The following is a 16,379-nucleotide window of genomic DNA, read 5'->3' as shown; positions in this document are numbered from 1 at the left end:
TGGATTAATTTTTGTACAACAACAAAAATGACGAACCGCTAATTCAGCGCTTTTAAACCCCACGATGATTCACAGGGTGTATGCTTAACGTGGGGAGGTCATCCAGACATATGGATATAAACAGTCTTATTGCACATTACGGTTACGCCGCATTGGTCATTGGCAGTTTGGCCGAAGGTGAAACCATTACCCTGCTGGGCGGCGTGGCGGCACATCAGGGATTACTTAAATTTCCTCTGGTGGTTATCTCTGTGGCCCTGGGCGGGATGATTGGCGATCAATTGCTGTATCTGCTTGGGCGTCGTTACGGTGGAAAAATTTTGCGTCGTTTCTCAAAACATCGCGACAAAATCCGCCGGGCGCAGAAAATGATCCAGCGCCGTCCTTATCTGTTCGTGATTGGCACCCGTTTTATGTATGGTTTTCGCGTGATCGGCCCGTTGCTGATTGGCGCAAGCCATTTGCCGCCTAAAATTTTCCTGCCGTTGAATATTCTGGGGGCGCTGGCGTGGGCGCTGATATTTACCACTCTGGGTTACGTGGGGGGAGAAGTCATTGCGCCGTGGCTACACAATCTCGACCAGCATATTAAGCACTGGATATGGCTGGCTCTGGTGATTGTGCTGGTGCCAGGCGTTCGGTGGTGGTTAAAAAAACGTAGCAGCAAAAGTACGGCCCGGTAGCGCGATGTCTACCGGGCGGGTGCGTTACGAAGCGCGGTAGCCGCCCCCCAGCGCACGGTTCAACTGGATTGAGGCATCCAGCCATTGTCCTTGTAAAAGCAGAGCGTTGCACCGTTCACGTAATGCCGGGATCTTTGCCTCACTGACCCGGGAGCCCGCAATAATTCCGGCATTGAAGCGCGCCTGCGCCAGACCCACTACGCGCAGTGCATCATGCTCAATCTGCTGCTGATGCTGATTCTTCTGCGCCAGGGTTTCTACCTGCGATGCTGCACGCGCCACGTCATTCACCGCATCCACCACGGCTTTGTTGTAATTCGCCACCGTCAGGTTGCTTTGCGCTTGAGTAATGTCGAGATTCGCGTTCAGCCTGCCGCTATCAAAGATAGGTAGCGTCAGCCCGGCCGTTACGCCCATTTGCTGCGCGGAATGGCGAAACAAGTCGCTCAGATGTAACGCATCCTGTTGTAAAAATGCCATCAGATTTACATCGGGATAAAACGCCGCTTTCGCCGCATCAATACTGCTCAGCGATGACTCAATGTACCAGTGCGCCGCCTGCAAATCCGGTCGGCGGGCCAGCAGCGAATAACCTAGCTGGGACGGGAGCTGGCTTTCCACCGCGGGCAGCGGGGTCGAATGGAGTTTCAGGGCTGTGGACTGCGAGTTGGTCAGCGCGCTCAACCGCGCTTCAATTACCTTCATTTTACCGCTGACATCGTTCAACTGCTGCTCTGTTTTGCTGGAATCGATATCGGTTTCAACGCCTTCCACCGAAGAAGTAAGACCATTTTGATATAGTTGACGATCAACGTTAATGACGTTCTGCTGCTCGGTTTCGATTTGCGTCAACACGGTTTTCAGCCCGGCCTGCGTTTGCCATTCCCAGTATAGACGAGCCACACCACTCGCCAGCACCTGTCGCGTTTGCTCGCGCTCGGCTTCACGCGCCTTAACGGCCCCAATACGTGCCGTCACTTCGGCCCGATTTTTACCCCACAGATCCAGATTCCAGCCAGCAGTTAAACCAAAGGTGCCGTTGGTGTACCACGGCCCGGTCGTCCCGGCGGCCGGATCGGTAATGGCAAACGGACCCATCAGCCCTTCGGCTGACATTCTCTGACGCTCCACATCTGCTGAGAAATCGATCTCAGGGCCATCCTGCGCCTCCACAGCCTTAGCCTGCGCCTCCGCCAGTTGAATGCGCTGTTCCGCGACCTGCATATCAGGGGAGTTTCGTAACGTGCTGTCAATCAGCGCATTAAGCTGGGGGTCATGGTATGCCTTCCACCATTGGCTGTCCGGCCAGCCATTTTTTAACGCCGCAGGCAATGTGGTATCGACATTCGCAGCGGGGGTCTGCTGTGACAGAGACTGGCGGTCATCATGCATCGGCGCGCAACCTGACATCAAAATAAAAAGCGGCAACAATGCCGTCGTGACAAAAGCAGAATTACGATTCATGGAGAGACACAGGTAAGAAAAGATGTGCTGAGATTACGACTTGTCGCGTTTCCTTTTTTAGTTACGCGTGGCAATACACCTTTGGCAATAAAAATATATAATCGGAAAAATATACACCCAACAAATAATTTAGATTAATTAATTTTAATAATTTATGGATGGAGATATTATGTCACAGAATATCTATGACGATCCCGAGTTCTTTGCCGGATATGCCACACTGGACCGTTCAGTAAAAGGGCTCGACGGTGCGCCAGAATGGCCGACAATTCAAGCGATGCTCCCCGCTCTACAGGGAAAAAATATCCTCGATTTGGGTTGCGGATATGGCTGGTTTTGCCGCTACGCGCGCGATAACCAGGCGGCCAGCGTAGTGGGACTGGATATTTCACAAAAGATGTTAACTCAGGCGCACAGCATGACGCAGGGTAATGGCATCGTTTATCTCCGTGAAGATCTCGAAACGCTTTCCCTGTCGCCAAATTCCTTTGACCTGGTTTACAGCTCACTTGCCCTGCACTATTTGCGCGATATCGCGCGATTATTCGTAACGATTTACCAGTCGTTAACACCGGGAGGCATGTTGGTATTCTCTGCCGAGCATCCCATTTATACTGCACCGCTTAACCAGGGTTGGATAAAAGATAAAACCGGGCAACAGTCCTGGCCGGTCAATCATTATCAGCAGGAAGGCACACGCATCAGTAACTGGTTCGCGGAGGGTGTCAAAAAACAGCACCGTAAGCTGGCGACCTGGATTAATGCGCTGATAGCCGCCGGATTCGAAATCGTTTGTGTCGATGAATGGGGACCGTCCGCTGAACAGATTGCTGAAAACCCGGCGCTGGATGAAGAAAAAGAGCGGCCAATGGTGTTTCTGCTCAGCGCACGTAAACCGGAGTAAGGTCATTACAGGAAGATTTTCAGAGGCTTTCCTATACTTAACCTGAACTCACCAAAAAAGGAACGCTGATGAAAATCTTACTGTGGATTATTTTAGTTATTTTTCTGATTGGGTTATTGGTGGTGACTGGCGTGTTTAAGATGATTTTTTGAAAAAAAGGCCACTCCGGTGGCCGATTAATGTGTTAATGCAATTTAGCGATATCAATGGCCTGAATCGCGCGCGCGATATCCGGTGAATTGTTTAATGCGCGGATTTCCTGAAACAGCGCGGTTGCCTCTGAGTATTCTTTACGCAAATACCCTAACCATTGTTTAATCCGCGCCACGTGATACAGCCCGGTATCACCCTGCTTTTCAAGACGGGTATATTTTTGCAATAGCATCACGACATCAGGCCACGGCATACGTGGCTCGTTGTACTTCACCACACGACTCAGGTTCGGAATATTTAATGCCCCACGGCCAATCATCACCGCATCGCATCCGCTGATAGCCATACAATCCTGGGCGCTTTGCCAGTCCCAGATTTCGCCATTTGCGATAACCGGAATGGTAAGCCGCTGGCGGATCTCACCGATCGCCTGCCAGTTGATATGCTCGGCCTTATAGCCCTGCTCCTTGGTTCGGCCATGCACCGCCAGCTCGCTGGCGCCAGCCTGCTGAACGGCATCAGCAATTTCAAACTGCCTGTCGCTGTTGTCCCAGCCCAGACGCACTTTCACCGTCACGGGCAGATGCGCAGGCACCGCCTCGCGCATGGCTTTTGCGCCCCGGTAGATGAGTTCAGGATCTTTTAATAACGTTGCGCCACCGCCGCTGCCGTTGACCAGCTTCGACGGGCAGCCACAGTTCAGATCGACACCAAACGAGCCCAGTTCTACCGCGCGCGCCGCGTTCTCCGCCAGCCACTGCGGATACTGCCCCAGCAACTGTATGCGCACCCGCGTGCCGGATGGCGTCCGGCTATTGTTATGCAGTTCCGGGCAGAGCCGATGGAATACTTTTGCCGGCAGGAGCTGATCCACCACGCGCACAAACTCGGTGATGCACAGATCGTAATCATTCACTTCAGTCAGCAGCTCGCGCACCAGTGAGTCGAGCACGCCTTCCATCGGCGCCAGTAAAACACGCATATCGTCACCCGCAAAAAAAGAGGCGCTATGGTAGCGCCTCCGTTCGGGAGATTAAAGAGGCTCAGCGCGGCAACAGGCAGTTATCTTCTTTCCAGCCGTACAGCCATTCCATACCACGATAAAATTCCGCCTGAGATTTGCCTTTCCACAGCAGATTACGCACCTGGCGCTCGACGCCTGCGGCGTGGTACACACGTCCCATTTCGCGCGTCGACCAGACGATGCGCGCAGTACGCGGAATACGCACCGACTCATACAAGGCAAAGGCATCAGCCGCATCGCCGTCACACTGCTGTAACGCCTTACCGAGAGTGACGGCATCTTCAAGCGCCATACAGGCGCCCTGCGCCATATATTGTGCCACCGGATGCGCAGCATCACCCACCAGCGTAATGCGGTCGGTCCCCCATTTCTCTACCGGTTCGCGGTCAGCGGTGGACCAGCGACGCCATGAGGTCGGCTTATCCAGCATCTGACGCGGACGCGCATGAATACCGGCAAAATAGGAGAGCACTTCCTCTTTACTGCCATCCTTCACCCCCCACTCCTCCTGCTGACGACTGTGGAAGGTCACCACCAGGTTATACTGCTTGCCGCCGCGCAGTGGATAGTGCACCAGGTGGCAGTGCGGTCCGGCCCATAGCACCGGCGCGTTAATGCGCAAATCTTCCGGCATATCATCGCAATCAATCACCGCGCGATAGACCACGTGCCCGGTCACGCGTGGCGCATCGCCAATCAGAGACTGACGCACAACCGACTTCACACCGTCACAGCCCACCAAAATATCCGCTGTCCAGCTGTTACCGTGCTCATCAAATACCGTCACATCATCTTCTGTCTGGCGAATATCAACCACGTTAGTTGAAGTGCGATACTCAACGTTGGGATGAACCAGTGCCGCTTCCCAGACAGAAGCATGAATATCAACCCGATGGATAACCGCATAAGGACCGCCAAAGTGATCGCGGAACGCCTGCCCGGTTTCAATGCGTATAACCTCTTTCGCGTTTACCGCATCCATCATGGTGATGTGATCGGTAAAAACGGCGCGCTTGCGAGCGACGTCACCCACGCCAAGGCTGTCCAGAGCAGAAAACGCGTTCGGCCCGAGCTGAATGCCCGCACCAATCTCACCAATCTCGTGCGCTTTCTCCAGCAACATCACTTTAATGCCTTGACGGGCCAGCGACAGCGCGGTCGCCGCGCCGCCAATCCCGCCACCCACGATAATTGCGCGTGTCACTTTAGCCATTGTCGTTCTCCTTATCAGGCTGGAATTTTGTCTTGTTGATTCTCGGGCGCGGCGGCGATAAACGCCGGAAGCTGGGTACAGGCATCGTATACCGCCTTACAGCGCGGATACCCGCTCAGATCACAGCCCATACGTAACGCGTTCGCCCACTGCGGGATCAGACAGCAATCCGCCAGCGTCGGCGCATCCCCCACGCAGAACGTCCCCGAGTGACTCTGGCGCAGCATCTGTTCAACCGCGCTTAACCCTTGCTGGATCCAGTGCGCATACCAGCGTTTTTTATCCTCTTCACTGACCTTTAGCTCTTCGCTCAGGTAGCGCAGTACCCGCATGTTATTCACGGGATGGATATCACAAGCGATGGCATAAACAATTTCCAGCACCCGGCTGCGCGTCGGGAAGTCGGCTGGCAGCAGCGGCGACTGCGGAAAGTGACCATCCAGCCAGTCGGTTATCGCCAGCGACTGCCCGAGTGATTCTCCCTCATCAGTGACCAGCGTCGGTACAAGCCCTACCGGGTTCATCCGCCGGTAGGCCAGCTCGTTCTGCTGACCGATGCGAATGTTGACACCCACCGTCTGGTAATCAAGCCCCTTCAGCGCCAGCGCAATACGTACGCGATATGACGCGGAGCTGTTAAAGAAACTGTACAGCTTCATCATCCACCTCAGACAATCTTCACAGCGATGGGGGTTAAACCGTCTACATTGCCGGTGATCACATCTCCTTTCACCACTGCGCCCACGCCCTCTGGCGTGCCTGTGTAGATCAAATCACCCGGCTGTAGTTCGAAAAAGCCGGACAGATAGCTAATCGTTTCATTAACGGACCAGATGAGGTGGCGAATATCGCTACGCTGATGATCGTCGCCGTTGACCTGCAACCAGATAGGCGCGTTGTTAACATCCGCACTTTCGCTGGCTTTATGCAGCGGCGCGATGGGGGCTGAGAGATCAAATGCTTTGCCGATTTCCCACGGACGCCCCATCTGGCGCATCTCCATCTGCCTGTCGCGGCGGGTCATATCCAGACCAGTGGCATAGCCCCAGATATATTCGTGCGCTTTTTCCAGCGGTATATCGCTGCCCTTTTTACCGATCGCCACCACCAGCTCTATCTCATAGTGATAGTTATCGGTCTGCGACGGGTATGGCAGCTCGAGGGTTTGACCGGCCGCCACCGGAACCACCGCATCGGCAGGTTTACAGAAGAAGAACGGCGGTTCGCGATCCGGATCAAAACCCATTTCACGCGCATGAGCGGCATAGTTGCGGCCCACGCAGTAAACGCGACGCACGGGAAACTGTTCATTACTGCCAACGACCGGAACGGTAACAGGCGCTTGTGGTTCGAATACGTATTGCGTCATTTTCTCTCTCCCAAATTAATAACGTGCTTCACGGAACAACCCCAGCGCTTCCTGAACCGGTCTGTCCGAAAAACTAAATAAGACGGCATCTTCGTGGGCCTGGAATGACACGCCGTGCCAGGTTGGCACCACGAAGATATCTTTTGGCGAAAAATTGAAGATCTCGGTGCCGATGGTGACCTGCCCGCTTCCTTCCACCACGTGATAGATAGTGCTGTCGGTGGTACGCGCCATCCGCGAGGAAAAGCCCTTCGGCAACAGTTGTAAAAAGGTCCCCATTGAAGGCATGGGATAACCACCGGTTACCGGGTTGACGTAACGCATCTTGTAACCGTCCCACTCATCGGCGTCACCCATGCGGGTCAGGTCATGCAGCGCTTCACGGCTGCGATCGTAGCGATAGTTGAAAATTGGCGATGAGTTACCCTTCTGATGACGCAGCGGCAGCATATTGGCCGCGTAGCGTGGTAAGTAATCCCCTTCCTTGCGCGTGACTGGTTGCTGATCCTCCGGGTAATCTTCCGCAAAGCCGCAACCCAGCAGATTCACCAGTGGCAGATCCAGACCGTCCAGCCACACCACCGGTTCACTGCCTGGGTTGCAGTGGTCGTGCCAGCGCCACTGTGGCGTCAGAATAAAATCGCCTTCATGCATTTGGGTGCGCTCGCCATCCACCGCAGTAAATGCCCCTTTCCCTTCGACAATAAAGCGCAGCGCAGACTGATTATGCCGGTGACTCGGGGCAACCTCGCCCGGCATGATTAACTGCAATCCGGCGTACAGCGTTGGGGTGATTGAAGACTGTCCGCGCAGCATGGGGTTTTCCAGCACCAGTACGCGACGAATCGCCTCTTTCGCGCCAATCAGATCGCCGCTTTCCAGCAGCAACGGGCGGATCTCCTGATAGTTCCAGTACGCAGGAGCACAATGTGCGTTCGGCGTTGGCGGTACCAGGCGGTGCAGCGACTCCCACAGCGGGGTCAGATTCTGCCCGGAAATATGCTGGTAAAACTGCTGACGGCTGTTCTTAACATCCTGATTAAGTTCTGACATAGAGATTCTCCTTATTTGTTCACGATGCCTACGCGTGACAACGCGTCAGGGACAGAGGCCGACTGGCGGATAACAACCGTCAGCAGCATAAGCATCACCGCGCTGATGGCCGCCGGAACGGCAATAATGAAAAACAGGTTATCGAATGAGAAATTCATCGCCATCATCACGCCGCCGGAGAGCGAGCCGACAATCGCGCCGCAGCGGCCAATCGCATTAGACCAGCTGACGCCCGTGGCCCGGCTCTGCGTCGGATAAAGCGTGGCGGTTAAGGCATTCAGGCCCACCTGCGAACCGCTGATGCCGATGCCGGTGCCAAAAATGGCCAGCGCCATCAGCCACAGGCCGTTCTCGCTCAGGCCAATCATGACAATACACACCGCACCCAGCGCATAGCTCACTGCCAGCACGCGGAAAGGGTTGTATTTATCCATCAGCACTCCCAGCACCAGCGCACCGAGCGTACCGCCAATCTGAAAGGCGGCGGTCACCCATGAGGCATGCTGCAGGTCAATTCCACGATGGTTAAGCAGCGTTGGCATCCAGCTTGAGAGCAGATAAATAATCAGCAGGCTCATAAAGAACACCACCCATAACATCAGGGTAATGGGCAACTGTTGCCCGACGAACAGCTGGCGAATGCTGCCTTTGGCAATCGCGGTGCCCTCGTTGAGATAAAATTGGGTATTGTCATAACGTTCCCGGGTGATGGCGCTGACGGTTCTGGCAATCACGTTTTGCGGCAACTGACGACGAACCTGCCAGCGCGGGGATTCCGGCAGCGCAAAAAGCAGAGCCACAAACAGCATCAGCGGTAGCACGCCTCCCAGCACCAGGATGCCGTGCCAGCCAATAACCGGCACCAGCTGTGCGCTGACAATCCCGCCCATCGCCGAGCCCAGGGTAAAACCGCAGAACATCATGGTGACCAGTGCACCACGCCGACGCGCTGGCAGGTATTCTGAGGTCATAGTGATAGTATTTGGCATCGCGCCGCCCAGGCCTAACCCGGTAAGGAAGCGCAAAAAAACTAGCGTTTGCAGATCGGGGGAAAAAGCCGAAATCAGGCTCAGTGCGCCGAACAGCGCCACGCAGAGTTCAATCACCCGTTTGCGGCCAAAACGATCCGATAGCGGACCGCAGAGCAGTGCGCCAGCGGTCAGACCCAGCAGGCCTGCGCCAAACAACGGCGCCAGATCTCCGGCCGTCAGTTGCCAGTGGGTGCGAATATCAGGCGCGATAAAACCAATAGCTGCGGTATCAAAACCGTCGAGCATGACGACCAAAAAACAGCAAATGATAACGCGCCACTGGGTCTTACCGACGGGGGCGGAATCGATCAGTGCTTGTAGATCACGTTGTTGAGTCATAGTGAATGCCTCAGTGCAGGTAGAGTAGATGTCTGTTTTGTTTTAGGTATGTTGCGACTTTGTATGTTTGGAGATGAAATGTACAATGGCTTTTCATGCAGAGGCATAACCTGGAGGTTATAGCAAATGGCTAACTGGGCGCAGAAACTTAAGTTACACCACCTGCAAACGCTTATTGCGCTGGGCGAACAGGGGAATTTGACTCACGTCGCCCGAATGATGAATATCACCCAGCCAGCGTTGTCAAAATGGTTATCACAGCTCGAAGATGAGATGGGTATCACACTCTTTGAACGTCATAGCAAAGGCTTACGCCCTTCAGAAGGCGGCAAGCTGCTACTGCAGCATGCCCAACGCCTGATCAATGATATGGAACGTTCACAGTATGAAATCGCCCGTTTTAAGCAGGGCGGCCTGGTAGGGAGTCTGAAGATTGGCTGCTCGCCGGTGGCGACGGACTGCGTTTCACAGGCGATACTGGGTTTGCTCACAGAGCTGCCGACCTTGCATCTTAATATTGAAGAGAAGGTGATGACCCCGCTGCTGCACGATCTGCTCGCGGGTTCGGTGGATGTGGTGGTCGGACGCGTCGGTGGCCGGGCGCTTCAGTTGCCGCTCAATTACCAGGTGCTGTATACCGAGCCGGTCTGTTTCGTCGCGCGCCCCGACCATCCACTGGCAAAATATCCCCTGCTCACCTGGCATGATCTGGCTAACTGGCGCTGGATTGTCTGGCCGACGGGAACGCCCATCCGGATAAGCATTGACAACGCGCTGGTAGATAACGGCGTCATGCTACCGGAAAACATCATTGAGTCGGCGTCGATAAACGTCAGCACCAACCTGCTGCAAAGTAGCGACATGATCTCTATTCTTTCTCTACGCCTGGCGCAGCGTTATGCCGCCCAGGGACAGCTGGCTATCCTGAATCTGCCGAAGATTGAACAAAAAGGCAGCGTAGGCGTGTTCTGGCGCAACAATGAAACGCCCACGACCGCCCTGAATCGTTTTCTGTATTACCTGGCACAGGTTTAACGTGAACAGTTAGGGCCATCGCCCAATGTTCCAGATATCTATTTCTTCTATGCTTAGAATTCATGATGTGATCGGTAGCACGTTTTGAAGTTTAATTGTATGATGAATCAGTCTCGTCAAGGGTTTCAACTATGAGCAAAGCACTGAACATTATCTGGCAATATTTGCGCGCATTCGTCCTGATTTATGCCTGCCTCTATGCAGGTATTTTTCTTGCATCGCTACTCCCCATCACCATTCCGGGCAGCATTATCGGCATGCTGATTCTGTTTGTCTTACTGGCTTTGCAGGTGTTACCGGCAAAATGGGTTAACCCCGGCTGCTATGTGCTGATTCGCTATATGGCCCTGCTGTTTGTCCCGATTGGCGTGGGGATCATGCAGTACTTTGATCTGCTCCGTGCGCAATTTGGTCCGGTGGTGGTGTCCTGTACCATCAGTACGCTGGTCGTTTTCCTGGTGGTGAGCTGGAGTTCTCACATTGTGCACGGTGAGCGCAAAATCGTTGGGCAAAAAGGGTCTAAAGAATGATGTCGTATATCTGGTGGTCGTTACCCCTTACGCTAGCGGTATTTTTTGGCGCACGTAAGCTGGCTGCACGATTTAAAATGCCGCTATTGAACCCGCTACTGGTCGCCATGGTGGTGATCATTCCCATTCTGATGCTGACCGGAATTCCCTACGATCACTATTTCAAAGGCAGTGAGGTGCTGAACGATTTGCTGCAACCTGCCGTGGTCGCGCTGGCCTATCCGTTATACGAACAGCTGCACCAGATTCGCGCTCGCTGGAAATCAATTATTGCCATCTGCTTTGCGGGGAGCGTTGTGGCGATGGTTACAGGTACAACAATCGCCTTGTTGATGGGCGCATCGCCGCAAATTGCTGCGTCAATCATGCCGAAATCGGTAACCACGCCTATCGCTATGGCAGTGGGAGGCAGTATTGGTGGTATTCCGGCCATCAGCGCCGTGTGCGTCATTTTTGTTGGTATCCTCGGGGCTGTGTTTGGTCATACTTTGCTCAATGCGATGCGTATTCGCACCAAAGCCGCACGTGGACTGGCCATGGGTACCGCTTCGCACGCCCTGGGTACCGCACGCTGTGCAGAGCTGGACTATCAGGAAGGCGCGTTTAGCTCTCTGGCGCTGGTTATTTGCGGCATTATCACCTCGTTGGTCGCCCCATTCCTGTTCCCGATTATTCTGGCCCTGGTCGGTTAACCTTCAATTTTTGGCTAATTATTTGCGATGCGTTGCACATTTTTAATTTAAGTTTCATAAGTTGCATACACAATGAGATTTGGATCACATATAAAGCCGTAGCAGGCCCGTAAACTACGATTCCATTACATTGTTATGAGGCATCGCCATGCATCCACGTTTTCAAACTGCTTTTGCCCAACTCGCGGATAACTTGCAATCAGCCCTGGCGCCTGTTCTGGCGGATGCGCATTTCCCCGCCATGCTGACTGCTGAGCAGGTCTCTTTGCTGAAACGCGAATCGGGACTGGACGAAGACGCGCTGGCATTCGCTCTATTGCCGCTGGCTGCGGCCTGCGCGCGTACTCCGCTGTCCAACTTCAACGTTGGGGCAATTTCTCGCGGCATCAGCGGCACCTGGTACTTCGGTGGGAACATGGAGTTCCTGGGGGCGACCATGCAGCAAACCGTTCATGCCGAGCAAAGCGCCATTAGCCATGCCTGGCTGCGCGGTGAAAAAGGGCTCGCCGCCATCACCGTCAACTACACGCCGTGCGGCCACTGTCGCCAGTTTATGAACGAACTGAACAGCGGACTGGATTTACGTATTCATCTGCCGGGACGTGCGCCACACGTGCTGCGCGATTACCTGCCAGATGCCTTCGGACCGAAAGATCTGGAGATTAAAACACTGCTGATGGACGATCAGGATCACGGCTTCGCGCTGCAGGGCGATGCGTTGACCCAAGCGGCTATCACCGCCGCCAACAGATGTCATATGCCGTACAGCAACTCCCCAAGCGGCGTGGCGCTGGAATGTAAAGATGGTCGAATTTTTAGCGGTAGCTATGCGGAAAATGCCGCCTTCAACCCGACCCTGCCGCCGCTGCAAGGCGCGTTAAACCTGTTGAACCTTAACGGTTATGACTACCCGGATATCCAGCGTGCTGTGCTGGCTGAAAAAGCCGATGCGCCGTTGATTCAGTGGGATGCGACCTCCGCTACCCTGAAAGCGCTGGGCTGCAATAATATTGAGCGCGTGCTGCTCGGTTAATTGCCTGGCGCTACACTTATCTGGCCTGCAATCGCTCCAGGTTGTCGGCCAGGTTTGCTGTTGCTACCATCCAACAGGGCCGTTTTGCTGAAAATCCCCTCAATCAGATTGCTGTTTCTTGCGCTACGTCTTCCGGTACAGTAGCCTGATTGAAATTCCATCCAAATAACGAGTTTTCTGCATGTTAAAGCGCGTGTTTTACAGCCTGTTAGTCCTGGTAGGCTTGCTGCTTTTGACTGTGCTTGGGCTCGACAGGTGGATGAGCTGGAAGACCGCTCCCTACATCTACGACGAATTGCAGGATTTACCCTACCGCCAGGTCGGTGTGGTCCTGGGCACGGCGAAATACTATCGCACCGGCGTCATCAACCAGTATTACCGCTACCGCATTCAGGGCGCATTGAACGCCTACAACAGCGGAAAGGTAAACTATCTGCTGCTGAGCGGCGACAACGCACAACAAAGCTACAACGAACCCATGACAATGCGTAAAGATCTGATTGCCGCCGGTGTCGATCCCGCTGACATCGTGCTTGATTACGCCGGGTTCCGGACGCTCGATTCAATTGTACGAACCCGCAAGGTGTTCGATACCAACGATTTCATCATTATTACTCAGCGATTCCACTGTGAGCGCGCCTTGTTTATTGCGCTGCATATGGGCATCCAGGCCCAGTGCTATGCGGTGCCCTCACCAAAAGATATGCTCACCGTGCGGGTACGTGAATTTGGCGCCCGCTTTGGCGCACTGGCCGATCTCTATATTTTCAAACGTGAACCCCGATTTTTAGGCCCGCTGGTGCCCATCCCTACCATGCATCAGGTACCGGACGATGCACAGGGATATCCGGCGGTCACGCCTGAACAACTACTCGAATTACAAAAGAAACAAGGAAAATAAGCATGGATGTACAAACCCTTTTCGTCGTGTTGGCCTTTCTGCTCATTCCCGTATTTTGTTTTCGCGAAGCATGGAAAGGCTGGCGTTCTGGGGCCGTAGATAAAATTAAAAAGAATGCGCGCGAACCGGTTTACGCTTATCGCAATCAAGAGCCCCTGCAATTTTGGTCTTATGTGCTGGTTTATGCCGGGTGCGGATGTTTATCCTTCGGGATGGTTATTTACTTAGTCTTTTATCGCTAAAGAATTTTCCTTTATATTAGCATTTGAGAATAGCTAATATTTTGATAATAGTTACCATTTCAATGTAAGGGATTAATGCTGCCCGCCAGCATTTCCCTCAGACTATCTTCTATTTGTGAATCCTTTCACAGAATACTCTTCCTGCAGTGCTTAGCCTTAAGAATAGCCTTCACTTTTTATATTTTGTTATTAACGGTTTGCCTTAATTTACTCAAGCATTAAGGAAGAAAATATGCCACAACAAAATTATCTGGATGAGCTCACGCCTGCTTTTACCCCATTATTAGCAATAAAAGAGGCTTCCCGCTGTTTATTATGTCACGACGCCCCCTGTAGTCATGATTGCCCGGCGCAAACAGACCCAGGGAAATTTATTCGCTCTATTTATTTTCGTAATTTTAAAGGCGCTGCCGAAACTATCCGCGAAAATAATGCGCTCGGTGCGGTGTGCGCCCGGGTTTGCCCAACCGAAAAATTATGCCAGCGCGGATGTACGCGCTCAGGAATTGATAAACCTATCGATATTGCACGTCTGCAACGCTTTATTACCGATTTTGAACAGCAGACCGCAATGAAAATCTATCAGCCGGCAACAAAAACGCTCGGCAAGGTAGCTATCATCGGGGCGGGTCCGGCAGGATTACAGGCCAGCGTAACGCTAAGTAATCTTGGTTATGATGTGACAATCTTCGAAAAACAGGCCCAGCCAGGTGGCTGGTTGCGTTATGGCATTCCAGAGTTTCGTCTGCCGCAAGCAGTTTTGGATCTTGAAATTGCCCGTATCGTTGAAATGGGCGTGACCATCAAGTGCAATTGTGAAGTCGGCAATGCCCTTTCCGTTGAGCAACTCAAAGCAGAATACCGCGCCGTACTGGTTACCGTTGGGATGTCTTACGGCTCAACATTACCTCTGTTTGAGAGGGCGAATCACGTCGAAATCGCCGTCGATTTTCTGCAACGAACCCGGCAATCCAACGGCGATATTACCGTCGCACAAAGTGCATTAATCATCGGCGGTGGCGACGTGGCGATGGATGTCGCCAGTACGTTGAAGCTGCTGGGCTGCCCGTCAGTCACCTGTGTCGCGCGTGAAGAACTCGCCGACTTCCCGGCCAGCGACAAAGAATTCAGCAGCACACAGGCTTTAGGGGTGTCGATAATTGACGGCTTCACGCCCGTGGCGGTTAGCGGAAATCGAATCACCTTTAAGCACGTACGTCAGCCTGGAGAACTCACGCTTGAAGCTGAACAGATTATTCTCGCCGTCGGCCAACATGCTCAACTTGATAATTTCGTCGCGTTAAAGCCACAGCGCAATCTTATCGATACGCACAATTATCAAACCGCCGATCCGGCTCTGTTTGCTGCGGGCGATATTGTTAAAGGCGATAAAACCGTTGTTTACGCCGTGAAAACGGGAAAAGAAGCCGCTCAGGCCATTCATCACTATTTAGAGGGAGCTTGCTCATGTTAACGAAAGATCTTTCTATTACTTTTTGCGGCGTCAAATTCCCCAACCCGTTCTGCCTCTCTTCCTCTCCGGTGGGCAACTGCTATGAAATGTGCGCCAAAGCCTATGATAGCGGCTGGGGTGGCATTGTTTTTAAAACGATCGGGTTCTTTATTGCTAATGAAGTCTCCCCACGCTTTGACCATCTCACCAAAGAAGATACCGGCTTTATTGGCTTCAAAAACATGGAACAAATTGCCGAGCATCCGCTGGAGGAGAATCTGGCCGCAATTCGTCGACTGAAACAGGACTACCCGGACAAAGTCCTGATTGCGTCGATTATGGGGGAAAATGAGCAGCAATGGCAGGAACTGGCCCGCCTGGTTGAAGACGCGGGTGCCGACATGATCGAGTGTAACTTCTCGTGCCCGCAAATGACCTCACATGCCATGGGTAGCGATGTCGGGCAAAGCCCTGAGCTGGTTGAAAAGTATTGTCGGGCCGTTAAACGCGGCTCGTCCCTGCCGATGCTGGCGAAAATGACACCGAACATTGGTGATATGTGTGAGGTGGCTCTGGCAGCAAAACACGGAGGTGCCGACGGTATCGCGACCATCAATACGGTTAAATCCATCACGAATATCGATCTGAACCGAAAAATCGGGATGCCGATCGTCAACGGTAAATCCAGTATTTCCGGCTACTCCGGCAAGGCCGTTAAACCTATTGCTTTGCGATTTATCCAACAACTGCGCATGCACCCTGACCTGCGCGATTTCCCGATTAGCGGCATCGGGGGAATTGAGACCTGGGAAGATGCCGCCGAGTTTTTACTGTTAGGCGCGGCCACGCTGCAGGTGACCACCGGGATCATGCAGTATGGCTACCGGATTGTGGAGGACATGACCAGCGGGCTGTCACATTACCTCGCCGATCAAGGGTTTGACTCACTGGAGGAGATGGTTGGTCTTGCCAATGCCAATATCATCCCCGCGGAGGATCTTGACCGAAGCTACATCGTCTACCCGAACATCCATCTTGATAAATGCGTTGGCTGTGGCCGCTGCTACATCTCCTGTTATGACGGTGGACATCAGGCGATGGAATGGAATGAGGAAACCCGCACACCGTACTGCAACACAGAAAAATGTGTGGGATGCCTGCTGTGTGGTCACGTTTGCCCGGTAGCCTGTATTGAGCTGGGTGAGGTGAAATTTAAATCTGGTGAGAAAGAGCATGCGTTAACGTTGTAACGCTGACAAA

General features: G+C 53.2%; 17 protein-coding genes. 10 read left to right on the top strand and 7 right to left on the bottom strand.

Features of this window, described 5'->3' with window-relative positions; all coding sequences use genetic code 11:
* Positions 1 to 110: 110 nt before the first annotated feature.
* A complete protein-coding gene (locus tag HV243_RS08690) occupies positions 111 to 683 on the top strand; it encodes a DedA family protein (protein ID WP_016153701.1) in 573 nt (190 codons plus the stop codon).
* 24 nt (positions 684 to 707) lie between these two features.
* Here the strand turns inward: HV243_RS08690 and mdtQ are convergent, their stop codons facing one another.
* On the bottom strand, positions 708 to 2,147 hold the full coding sequence (gene mdtQ, locus HV243_RS08685) for a multidrug resistance outer membrane protein MdtQ (protein WP_053388831.1): 1,440 nt from the start codon (positions 2,145 to 2,147) through the stop codon (positions 708 to 710).
* A gap of 169 nt (positions 2,148 to 2,316) precedes the next feature.
* On the opposite strand from mdtQ, the gene HV243_RS08680 reads away from it, so the two are divergent.
* Positions 2,317 to 3,051, top strand: coding sequence for a class I SAM-dependent methyltransferase (locus HV243_RS08680; RefSeq protein WP_053388830.1), 735 nt, complete (start codon positions 2,317 to 2,319; stop codon positions 3,049 to 3,051).
* Positions 3,052 to 3,235: 184 nt separating this feature from the next.
* Here HV243_RS08680 and dusC read toward each other — a convergent pair whose 3' ends face one another.
* The 6 genes from dusC to HV243_RS08650 form a co-directional block, all read right to left on the bottom strand.
* The gene (dusC, locus tag HV243_RS08675) at positions 3,236 to 4,186 is read right to left on the bottom strand and encodes a tRNA dihydrouridine(16) synthase DusC (protein ID WP_019077218.1); all 951 of its coding nucleotides are present in this window, start codon (positions 4,184 to 4,186) and stop codon (positions 3,236 to 3,238) included.
* A gap of 61 nt (positions 4,187 to 4,247) precedes the next feature.
* Positions 4,248 to 5,441: a 3-hydroxybenzoate 6-monooxygenase gene (locus tag HV243_RS08670; RefSeq protein WP_053388829.1), complete on the bottom strand. Its 1,194-nt coding sequence runs from the start codon at positions 5,439 to 5,441 to the stop codon at positions 4,248 to 4,250.
* Positions 5,442 to 5,455: 14 nt separating this feature from the next.
* Complete coding sequence (maiA, locus tag HV243_RS08665; protein WP_019077220.1) at positions 5,456 to 6,100, bottom strand: maleylacetoacetate isomerase; 645 nt, start codon at positions 6,098 to 6,100, stop codon at positions 5,456 to 5,458.
* Positions 6,101 to 6,108: 8 nt separating this feature from the next.
* Positions 6,109 to 6,810 (bottom strand): fumarylacetoacetate hydrolase family protein, encoded by a 702-nt coding sequence (locus tag HV243_RS08660; RefSeq protein WP_016153707.1) that lies wholly within the window; start codon positions 6,808 to 6,810, stop codon positions 6,109 to 6,111.
* 15 nt (positions 6,811 to 6,825) lie between these two features.
* On the bottom strand, positions 6,826 to 7,863 hold the full coding sequence (gene gtdA, locus HV243_RS08655; RefSeq protein ID WP_053388828.1) for a gentisate 1,2-dioxygenase: 1,038 nt from the start codon (positions 7,861 to 7,863) through the stop codon (positions 6,826 to 6,828).
* Between the two features lie 11 nt (positions 7,864 to 7,874).
* A complete protein-coding gene (locus HV243_RS08650) occupies positions 7,875 to 9,233 on the bottom strand; it encodes an aromatic acid/H+ symport family MFS transporter (RefSeq protein WP_053388827.1) in 1,359 nt (452 codons plus the stop codon).
* A 126-nt stretch (positions 9,234 to 9,359) separates the two neighbouring features.
* On the opposite strand from HV243_RS08650, the gene HV243_RS08645 reads away from it, so the two are divergent.
* The 8 genes from HV243_RS08645 to preA all read left to right on the top strand — a co-directional run bounded on the left by HV243_RS08645 (position 9,360) and on the right by preA (position 16,369).
* Positions 9,360 to 10,268 carry a LysR substrate-binding domain-containing protein gene (locus tag HV243_RS08645; protein ID WP_016153710.1) on the top strand — a complete coding sequence of 303 codons (909 nt, stop codon included), beginning with the start codon at positions 9,360 to 9,362 and terminating at the stop codon, positions 10,266 to 10,268.
* Positions 10,269 to 10,399: 131 nt separating this feature from the next.
* Positions 10,400 to 10,798, top strand: a complete 399-nt coding sequence (locus tag HV243_RS08640) for a CidA/LrgA family protein (protein ID WP_016153711.1) — start codon at positions 10,400 to 10,402, stop codon at positions 10,796 to 10,798.
* On the top strand, positions 10,795 to 11,490 hold the full coding sequence (locus HV243_RS08635) for a CidB/LrgB family autolysis modulator (RefSeq protein ID WP_016153712.1): 696 nt from the start codon (positions 10,795 to 10,797) through the stop codon (positions 11,488 to 11,490). The genes HV243_RS08640 and HV243_RS08635 overlap by 4 nt, the downstream gene beginning before the upstream one ends.
* Positions 11,491 to 11,638: 148 nt before the next feature.
* A complete protein-coding gene (cdd, locus tag HV243_RS08630) occupies positions 11,639 to 12,523 on the top strand; it encodes a cytidine deaminase (RefSeq protein WP_016153713.1) in 885 nt (294 codons plus the stop codon).
* Between the two features lie 181 nt (positions 12,524 to 12,704).
* Positions 12,705 to 13,424, top strand: a complete 720-nt coding sequence (gene sanA / locus HV243_RS08625) for an outer membrane permeability protein SanA (protein WP_016153714.1) — start codon at positions 12,705 to 12,707, stop codon at positions 13,422 to 13,424.
* A 2-nt stretch (positions 13,425 to 13,426) separates the two neighbouring features.
* Positions 13,427 to 13,666, top strand: a complete 240-nt coding sequence (locus HV243_RS08620; RefSeq protein ID WP_016153715.1) for a DUF2542 family protein — start codon at positions 13,427 to 13,429, stop codon at positions 13,664 to 13,666.
* A 232-nt stretch (positions 13,667 to 13,898) separates the two neighbouring features.
* On the top strand, positions 13,899 to 15,140 hold the full coding sequence (locus HV243_RS08615) for an NAD(P)-dependent oxidoreductase (RefSeq protein WP_053388826.1): 1,242 nt from the start codon (positions 13,899 to 13,901) through the stop codon (positions 15,138 to 15,140).
* Complete coding sequence (gene preA / locus HV243_RS08610; RefSeq protein WP_053388825.1) at positions 15,134 to 16,369, top strand: NAD-dependent dihydropyrimidine dehydrogenase subunit PreA; 1,236 nt, start codon at positions 15,134 to 15,136, stop codon at positions 16,367 to 16,369. The genes HV243_RS08615 and preA overlap by 7 nt, the downstream gene beginning before the upstream one ends.
* The last annotated feature ends 10 nt before the right edge of the window (positions 16,370 to 16,379 follow it).

Source organism: Citrobacter sp. RHBSTW-00599 (assembly GCF_013784065.1).
GTDB lineage: Bacteria > Pseudomonadota > Gammaproteobacteria > Enterobacterales > Enterobacteriaceae > Citrobacter > Citrobacter braakii.
The sequence above is the reverse complement of the archived record's forward strand: the minus strand, read 5'-3'. Positions and strand labels throughout refer to the sequence as shown.